The following is a 9,019-nucleotide window of genomic DNA, read 5'->3' as shown; positions in this document are numbered from 1 at the left end:
TCTGTCCCACTCTCTTCTTCACATATTGTTCAACTGGATAATCTGCTGGATCTAAGCGCAAGTCTCTCCCTGTCACTAGTTGGGCCAGGTGCCACCCAATAAGGGGACCAGTTGTGAGGCCAGACGAACCGAGGCCACTGGCGACATAGAGACCTGCTTGATCGGGAAGAGCTCCCCAAAATGGTGAAAAGTCACTGGTGTAGGCACGAGTTCCTACGCGCTCCCCGACAACTGTCGCTTGAGCTAGTTCTGGATAGTAGGCCAAGGCTTCCGTTTCCATCTGATTGAGCAAAGCTTGATCCACTGTCAGGTCAAAGCCCATCTCATTTTCATGGGTGGCTCCCATACTGATCTTGCCTTTTTGGAAGGGAATGATATCCAGTTCCCCTTCTGGCATGACCACAGGATAGTCATCCGTGTCTAAGTCTAGATGATAATCCCGCAACTGTCCCTTTTGAGGACGGACATCAACTTGGTAGCCAAGTGGCTCGAGCACCTGACCCAACCAGGCTCCTGTCGCTAGGATGACCTGGTCATAGCTCTCTCCTGCAATCTGATAGCCGTGATCAGAGATTGAGAGAGCAACCTCTTCCTTGATCACTCTTGCGCCACTAGCTTTCAGAAGAGTTTCCGTTAGAAGAGCTCCTTCTACATGGGCTCCACCGGACGCATAAAGGAGCTGTTCAAAGCCTTGCAGACCTGGGAATTGTTGGCCCACTTCTTCTTTAGTTAAAACCGCCAAGTTCCCGATTAAGGGAGATTCCTCCCGACGACTCAGCGCCAACTGATAGAGTTCATCTAATTTTTCTTCGTTCTTCTTAAGGAGGTAGACCCCAGTCTGCTGGTAAAAGTCTGTTTCGATTCCGTCTTTGGCTAGGTCCTCTACTAATTCTTGGTAGAAATCAGCTCCTAGCCGAGCCAGACGATACCAGGCCTTGTTTCGCCGCTTAGAAAACCAAGGGCTAATGATACCAGCCGCTGCCTTGGTTGCTTGGCCAACTCCGTGATCATAGACGGTGACATCTATCTGTGCTTCCTTGGATAAATAATAGGCTGCAGTGGATCCAACGATCCCTGCACCGATAATGGCAACTTTCATGATAACCCCTTAGATATGGTAAAAAGGATTGGTGCTGGCTTGACTGCCAATCACTTCGATTTCCCACGCTTCTTCAGACTTCCACTGATTGAGTTTTTCGACTAATTTTGACACAAAGAGAACTTCGATATGATGACCTGGATCCAAGGCCAAAAGGCCATCGCTCAGCATGTCTTGAGCTGTGTGGTAGTAGATATCTCCTGTGATGTAGACCTCAGCCCCCTTAGCGAGAGCATCCTTGTAAAAGGATTGGCCACTTCCTCCACAGATAGCGACGCGCTCAATGACCCGATCCAGATCCGCCTGGTCATAACCAACCAAGCGTAAGGCATCTAAGCCAAAGGTTTCTTTGACCTTTTGAGCCAACTGACCAAAGGTTTGGGCTGGTACCTGACCGATCCGGCCAATTCCGAGTCCTTCTCCTGTCATGCTGAGTGGCTCTGTATTTTCAATTTCTAAAAGCTGGCAGAACCAATCGTTCAATCCATCTGGGACAATATCAATATTGGTATGGCTGACATAGACCGCGATATCGTGTTTGATCAAGTCAATATAGATCTGATTTTGAGCCCGATCAGCTACCAAATCCTTGAGGGGACGGAAAATGGGCGCGTGCTTGGCGATGATCAAGTCCACCCCATGGTCAATAGCTTCTGCCACCGTCTGCTCCCGGATATCCAAGGCTACCATGACCTTCTTGATGTCTTTTTGCAGGGTGCCGACCTGTAAGCCACAGACATCTCCCTCCATGGAAAGTTCTTGAGGACTGTATGCTTCATAGCGTTTGATGACTTCACTTGCTTTCATTTAGGACCTCCTTGATTTGTGCGATGCGGTCTTCTAACGATGCTCTGGCAGATTGATTCTCAACTGGGACCTGCTCCAAGGCGAAGGCTAGTTTTTCCTCTTCCTTGGACCACTTTTGGACAAATGCTGGAGCTTGTTCTCGCATCAAATGGAGACCAAAGCGCAATTCCTTGGCTGTCAACTCTTGTGAACCCTGTTCGACCACAAGGATCTCATAAAACTTCTCATTTTCTTCCAAGATAGCTTCATCAACAAGGCGAAAATCATGATCTACCAACCAAGCCCGCAGTTCATCTTCCCGATTATTGGGTTGCAAGACCAAGCGGGAGACACCGGCTAATTTCTCAAGACCTGCTGCTAGGATATCGGCAATCAAGCGCCCGCCCATTCCTGCGATGGTGATGCAGGAAATACTATCCGTTGGTTCAAATGCAGCCAAGCCATTAGCTAGGCGGACTTCAATCTTTTCCTCTAAACCATTATCGGCGACATTTTGCAGGGCAGACTGATAAGGTCCCTTAACCACTTCCCCTGCAATAGCAGCCTTAATTTTCCCTTCTTGCAAAAGCGCGATTGGCAGATAAGCATGGTCACTTCCCACGTCCAACAGACGCGCTCCAGCTGGGACAAAGCTAGCCACCAGATTCAAGCGATTTGATAATTTCGTAAATTCCATGTGCTTCTTTCTATACTTTTATTCCATTCCTTAGTATACCATGTTTGCACCATTAAAAAAAGGCGCAACGGCGCCTTGTCAAATTGCTTCTATATTGTTCTAGCTAGATATATAAGTTGAGAAATCTCTTATTTTTGGAGCCAATAAAATACGTATAGAGTTTTCCGCAGTGAGAAAAGTGCATGGAACTATTTTGTTTCATGCACTCGGGAGTTTTGAAACCTTAGGTTCAAAACTAAGTCATGGAACTTCTACGAAGTTCGCTGACGTCCGGACTCACCTAAGGAAAATCTCAATATAATTGAATTATCTATGCTTAGACTTTAGTCAATTTCCTTATAGTCCACTTCCAAGCCACGTTGCACTGCTGGGCGATTAGCAATTTTCTCTGTCCAAGCTTGTAAATGCTTGTATTCATTCACATCTAAGAAAATTCCTGCTCGGTCCCAGACCTTGTCTTGGGCTAGACGGCCATACCAAGACCAGATGGCGATATCCGCAATGGTATAGTCATCTCCTGCGATATAAGGTTTGGTCGCCAATTCTTTGTCCAGTAGGTCCAATTGGCGTTTGGCTTCCATGGCAAAGCGGTTGATAGCATACTCGATTTTCTCCGGCGCATAATGGAAAAAATGGCCAAAGCCTCCTCCTAAGAATGGTGCCGCACCCGTCTGCCAGAAGAGCCAGTTAAGCACTTCTGTTCGTTTAGCAGGATCTACTGGAATCAATTGTCCAAATTTCTCTGCTAAATACATGAGAATATTGGCAGATTCAAAAACCCGAACGGTTTGGTCACCTGATTGATCCAACATGGCTGGAATTTTCGAGTTTGGATTGATGGCCACAAAGTCACTACCAAATTGGTCGCCATCTCCAATCTTGATGAGGTAAGCGTCATAGCCCGCATCCACACCCAACTCTTTTAGTTCTTCCAGCATAATGGTCACCTTGATCCCATTGGGGGTTGGAAGAGTGTAGAGTTGGAAAGGCTGGTCGCCTTTTGGAAGAGTTTGTTCAAAGCGGGCACCTGCTGTTGGTTGGTTCAAACCACCCCAGGCTCCTCCCATTTGACTGGGTGCTTCCCATACTTCTGGTAATTGATAGTCTGACATCTTTTTTCTCCTTTTTTAAGCTACTACTAGCATATCAAATCCAGGCACTCCTTTCAAAAATCTGCTACGCTAGCTTTACTTGACTTTTCTGGTCAAAATGATAGTATAGAAAAAATACATTTTTAAGGAGAAAACCATGTCCACGATCGATTTTCATAGTTTGGCAAAGACGGAACTCCACTGTCACTTAGACGGTTCCTTGTCTCTTCCGACTATTCGCCAATTGGCAGCTATGGCCAATATTGACCTACCTGTTAGCGATGAAGAGCTCAAACACCATGTCACTGCGCCTGCCCACTGTGAGAATCTATTGGACTATTTGGAGGCCTTTGACTATATTCGGCCCCTTCTTCAAACCAAGGAAGCCTTGAGCCTTGCTGCTTACGATGTGGCTAAGCAAGCGGCTCTGGAGAATGTCCTCTACATTGAGGTTCGTTTTGCACCAGAATTGTCCATGGACCAAGGCCTTACCGTCCCAGAAACTATCGATGCTGTCTGTGAAGGATTGCGCCAAGCCCAGGATGAATTTGTCATTACAGCCAAAACCCTCGTTTGTGGCATGCGCCAATCAGATCAAGAACTCACATCTCGCATCCTTGCCGAAGCAAACCAAGTCAGGGATCAGGAATTTGTCGGGTTTGACTTTGCTGGGGATGAGCACAACTACTCTCCAGAAGATATTCGACCTTTAATCGAGCAAGTCAAAAGTTACCATCGGCAGATGACGCTTCACGCAGGTGAGTGTCATTGCCCACACTTTGTAACCCAATCGATTGCTTTTGGCATCAAACGCAATGGCCACGTGACAGCTCTATCTCATGAACCAGCCTTACTCCAATCCTTTATTGACAATGGGGTCACGGGTGAACTCTGCTTGACCAGCAACTTACAGACAAAAGCCGCACCGACTATAGAGGATTTCCCTTATCTGAAGATGAAGGCAGCCGGTGCTCGGATCAGTATCAATACCGATAACCGGACTGTATCTGATACCGACCTCACAAAGGAATACGCCCTCTACCATCAGCATTTCCAAACTAAGGAAGCTGACTTTTACCAACACAATGTCGATGCCATCCAGGCTTCCTTTGCCAGCGACGAGGAAAAGCAAGCACTCCTTGCTAGACTAGAAAAAGCTTACTCCGACTATTTATAAATGCAAAAACTAGCGCCTGATGAAAGGGCTAGTTTTCTGTTTTATTTCGATACGGATTCATACACGGCCATATCCTGTGGGGTCAATAAGCCAGTGTAAAAGCCATCGACATTGATCGCTGCATACTTAGTTAAATTCTCATAGGTTTGAATCGTATGAACATAAACCCGTTTTCCAAGTTGATGTACCTGTTCGATAAACTTAGGAGTTAATCGAGAATCATCGATAGGTATAGTTACTGCTTCAATTTCCTTGTGCTTGGAAATAAAATCCAGTACCTCTTCTGCACTATCTGGTGAAGCATACAAGGTATAGATGACATGTTTGAAAGGATAAATCGCTTCGATTTCTCCGAACATCTCTTGATTATAAATTTGTGGAATTACACGATCCAATAGTTCTTTGTCCCGCTTATTTGCTTCTGAAACAAGTTCTTTAAATTGTGTGATCCTATCTTCCTTAGGGATTTCCATTGATTTGGTATCGGTAATCAACACCATATCCCGATTGATCAGCATTTGATCAAACACATCCCCTATCAGCATGGTCGTAAAGCGACTTGGTGTTTCTGGAGAACCATAGCCTTGAAATTTCTTCCATTCTTTCGAAGAAAGAGCAACACCATCTTTATTTCCATAATGATGCCAATCGTGGACTGCAGCCAATTTCTTGTCGCTGGTCAAATTAAAATCCATTTCAAACAAGCGATGGCCGAGATTGTAGTTTTGCCGTAAAGCCTCTAAGGAGTTGGTATACTTCGTGTTGTACTCCTTCCCCCGAACTGTTCCTCCAGCGTGGGCTACCAGTCTTGGAGAAACCCTTAGCCAATCTTTCTGACTAACCTTGGAGTAATGCACAAAACCATATTGGTTAGATAGTTGGCCATTGGTTAAGCTTTCAAGCGTTTTCTTATCCACATAGGTTTTCTTCCAGAAAGTTGTCTTTTGATGAGCCTTAAAACGATAGTGATTCTTATCAAATACTTTTGTTTTTGCATTCCACTGGATGTCAATGGTCACATTGGCCTCTTTTTTGCGAAAGCCTGTCTTCGTTTTGGTATAACCAGCCTCCACCAGACTCTCCTCTACTGGGTACAAGCCCGAAGCTAATAGGTTGGTTCGTACGTAGTAAAAGCTGACCACGCCAAACAATAAAAACAATCCGACCACAAACATAGTCGGATAGAGCCATCTAAATCGTCTGGGTCTTTTATTGTCTCCCCGTTTCATTTGATCAATCGTCTCCTCTTAATCCTTCCATAAATCCATGGCTTTCAAGAAATCGTCTGATACGGTCACATTGCGTGGATTGGCCTGTTCACGCTCTTGCAGTTTGGCCTCAACTTGGGCCAGACTGTTGATGCCTTCACTACGCCAATTGCGCAAAATAGCCTGAATGTACTTCCAGTGAGGCTTCCCGTTAAAGACAGCTTCACGTAGGGCCGCCTTGATCACGTCAGGATCTGTCTGGTCTTCGCGCACGGTCTTGGTCAAATCTTCGATTTCAAATGGCGTTAGTAGCCGGCCAAGCTCTTGTTGGAAGGTCTCTACCAAGTCCTTGATGACATTGCCTTTTGCAGGTGCGCTCTGGGCCTTACTTTGTGCTTTTGCTTCCAAAAGATCATCCAATCGCTCCAAGGCAATGGTCGCATCAAAGATAGCCTCAATCTCGCCGTTGAGCTCAATGGTCCGGTATTGAAGAAGGCCCTTTGTGGTTAAATTGGACATGATCCGATTAACCTCGGTCACAGTCTTACCCAGGTGTTGAGCAATCTGATTAGGTGTCAGTGCATCCTGACCTGTGGTATTTTGAAGAAAGAAAAACTGCCAAACCAAGAAGTCATCTGCTTGGTCGAACAAGTCATGATAGTGAAAAAGCAAGGCACTTGGAAGAACCAAGTTGCCAGACTTAAATGCTTGTGAATATGTCATACTTCCCCTTTATAGGTAACCATAAAATGAAATATCTTTTTCCAATTCTTCCAAGCGGTAAGGTGTTTCTTGATAAACCGCATAGTTGATCCAATTACTAAAGAAGGTCGTCGCTGCTAGATTCCAACGAATGCGAGGCTCTGTGCTGGCATCATCGTGTTCAAAATAATTCTTGGGTAGGTCTGGGTCCAAGCCTGCCTTGACATCGCGGTAGTATTCTTTGGCTAGCGTATCACGATCATATTCTAGATGGCCAAAGCTGTATACTTCACGCATGTCCGGACTGGCAATGATGGACAATCCAACCTCACTTCCCTGCGCAATCACTTGAAGGTTGCTCTTTTCAAGGACTTCTTTCAAAGGAATATCCGTATAGCGAGAATGAGGTGCAAGAAAACGATCATCAAATCCTCGCATCAGAAGACTATCAGGGCGGACCACCGCTTGGTCGTAGATACCAGATAGCTTGTCACAGAGTTCGACCTTTTGAATCCCGTAACGGTAGAAAAGACCAGCCTGGGCTCCCCAACAAAGATGCAAGGTAGAAAAGACATGACGTTTAGACCATTCAAAGACCTGGGTCAACTCCTCCCAGTAGTCTACATCCTCAAAGTCCATCTTTTCGACCGGCGCACCTGTCACGATTAAGCCATCATAGTAGTTGTCCTTGATGTCCTCAAAGGTCTTGTAGAAACTCTCCAAGTGCTCTGCCGCTGTATTTTTGGATTCATGGCTCGCCATGTAGAGAAATTCTACATTGAGCTGCAAGGGCGTATTGGCCAAGAGGCGCAAGAGCTGCGTTTCCGTCGCAACCTTGGTCGGCATGAGATTAAGAATGAGAACATTCATAGGCCGAATATCCTGGTGAGTCGCCCGAACATCATCCATGACAAAAATATTTTCGGAACGAAGAATATCAACAGCTGGTAATTTTTTATCTAGTGTAATTGGCATAAAAAGCTCCCATCTTACAAGTTCTTAACTAACATTATATGATAGGAGCTTATAGTTTTCAATTATGGTTTTTCTGTATCTAGTTATAATGATAGACTATATTAGTAATGCATCAAGACTTTGTAGTCATAGTCTCCAATTGCATCGCGGCCCTTCAATTCATCCAACTCGATCAAGAAGGCACATCCTGCTACCACTCCACCGAGTTTTTCGATCATTTCGATGGTTGCTTTCACCGTACCACCAGTCGCCAAAAGGTCATCAACGATGAGAACGCGTTGGCCAGGTTTGATCGCATCTGCGTGCATGCAAAGGGTATCCACACCGTATTCTTTTTCATAGTCAGCTGAGATCACTTCACGTGGCAATTTACCAGGCTTGCGAACAGGAGCAAAACCAACACCCAACTCGTAAGCAACTGGACAACCAACGATGAATCCACGCGCCTCAGGACCTACGATCATATCGATTTTCTTGTCCGTCGCGTATTGAACGATTTCACGAACCGCATAACTATAGGCATTCCCATCAGCCATCAAAGGGCTAATATCACGGAAGGTAATCCCTTCTTGTGGATAGTTTTCAATGCTTGCAATGTAATCTTTTAAATTCATGGTTTACTTTCTTTCCTAAAAATTTTTACATTCCATTATACCATGAATTCTACTTACTTGCATCATTTTTTGCTACATCATTTTCCCAAACACCTGCAGCAAAAGCAAAAATCCCACATCCGAAAAATGATGTGGGATTGGAAACAGGCTTACTATTCTTCTATCAATTTGTTGTACTCGATTTTCATATCACCCAAGTTTTTCAAAGAATAACGGGAACTTCCATTCCTAAACCAAGTACCAAGAATGTATTGTTCAACAACCTTCTTACTTTGCTTTTTCAACCAAGCACGGTCTTTGCCATAGGTGGCAAGTTGATCAAGGAGTTGTTGGCCCTCGTAGGTAGTATCTTCTTTAGAAAGGTAGACCTCTTTCTGTAAAAACAGCTTTTTAGACGAGTTGTATTTAAATATAAAACCAAGAGTCACACCTTTTTGCAGTTCAAGATCATACATATAGGTCCAGTTGGGAGTTCCTCTAAACATCATCACGGATAGTTCTTCGTTTCCACCGACAATTCCTTTTGAATAGGGGTAGATTTGAAATTCCTCATCTTCTTTCCAGATACCATCATTTCCTATCGTCTCTGTAAACGGCTTAAACATCACATAGCGCATCATCCCACCATTTTCAGAGTAAACGATCTCCTCCATAGGGTTTTTAAGGCTCA

The 9,019-nt window shown here is 44.8% G+C and carries 10 protein-coding genes; 1 reads left to right on the top strand and 9 read right to left on the bottom strand.

Features of this window, described 5'->3' with window-relative positions; all coding sequences use genetic code 11:
• The 4 genes from BTU61_RS09925 to yghU form a co-directional block, all read right to left on the bottom strand.
• Positions 1-1,099, bottom strand: a 1,099-nt coding sequence (locus tag BTU61_RS09925) for an NAD(P)/FAD-dependent oxidoreductase (protein ID WP_200773397.1), incomplete at its 3' end; no start/stop codon positions are given.
• A 9-nt stretch (positions 1,100-1,108) separates the two neighbouring features.
• On the bottom strand, positions 1,109-1,906 hold the full coding sequence (locus BTU61_RS09920) for a Nif3-like dinuclear metal center hexameric protein (RefSeq protein ID WP_200773396.1): 798 nt from the start codon (positions 1,904-1,906) through the stop codon (positions 1,109-1,111).
• A complete protein-coding gene (locus BTU61_RS09915) occupies positions 1,893-2,582 on the bottom strand; it encodes a tRNA (adenine(22)-N(1))-methyltransferase (RefSeq protein WP_200773395.1) in 690 nt (229 codons plus the stop codon). Before BTU61_RS09915 ends, BTU61_RS09920 begins: the two co-directional genes overlap by 14 nt.
• Positions 2,583-2,905: 323 nt before the next feature.
• Positions 2,906-3,694 carry a glutathione-dependent disulfide-bond oxidoreductase gene (gene yghU, locus BTU61_RS09910; RefSeq protein ID WP_200773394.1) on the bottom strand — a complete coding sequence of 263 codons (789 nt, stop codon included), beginning with the start codon at positions 3,692-3,694 and terminating at the stop codon, positions 2,906-2,908.
• 136 nt (positions 3,695-3,830) lie between these two features.
• Between yghU and add the strand changes: the two genes are divergently transcribed.
• Complete coding sequence (gene add / locus BTU61_RS09905; RefSeq protein ID WP_200773393.1) at positions 3,831-4,850, top strand: adenosine deaminase; 1,020 nt, start codon at positions 3,831-3,833, stop codon at positions 4,848-4,850.
• Positions 4,851-4,891: 41 nt separating this feature from the next.
• On the opposite strand, the gene BTU61_RS09900 is transcribed toward add, so the two are convergent.
• The 5 genes from BTU61_RS09900 to BTU61_RS09880 all read right to left on the bottom strand — a co-directional run.
• On the bottom strand, positions 4,892-6,079 hold the full coding sequence (locus tag BTU61_RS09900; protein ID WP_200773392.1) for a glycerophosphodiester phosphodiesterase family protein: 1,188 nt from the start codon (positions 6,077-6,079) through the stop codon (positions 4,892-4,894).
• 18 nt (positions 6,080-6,097) lie between these two features.
• Entirely contained in the window at positions 6,098-6,781 is a 684-nt protein-coding gene (locus BTU61_RS09895; RefSeq protein ID WP_200773391.1) for a DnaD domain-containing protein, read from the bottom strand.
• A gap of 9 nt (positions 6,782-6,790) precedes the next feature.
• Positions 6,791-7,735, bottom strand: coding sequence for a homoserine O-acetyltransferase MetA (metA, locus tag BTU61_RS09890; protein ID WP_200773390.1), 945 nt, complete (start codon positions 7,733-7,735; stop codon positions 6,791-6,793).
• Between the two features lie 101 nt (positions 7,736-7,836).
• A complete protein-coding gene (locus BTU61_RS09885) occupies positions 7,837-8,349 on the bottom strand; it encodes an adenine phosphoribosyltransferase (protein ID WP_200773389.1) in 513 nt (170 codons plus the stop codon).
• Between the two features lie 152 nt (positions 8,350-8,501).
• A partial coding sequence (locus tag BTU61_RS09880; RefSeq protein ID WP_200773388.1) for a TipC family immunity protein occupies positions 8,502-9,019 on the bottom strand: 518 nt, incomplete at its 5' end.

Origin of the sequence: Streptococcus lactarius (genome assembly GCF_016642265.1) — a bacterium.
In the GTDB taxonomy this organism is placed as follows: domain Bacteria; phylum Bacillota; class Bacilli; order Lactobacillales; family Streptococcaceae; genus Streptococcus; species Streptococcus lactarius.
This window is presented reverse-complemented; position numbering and strand designations above follow the sequence as displayed.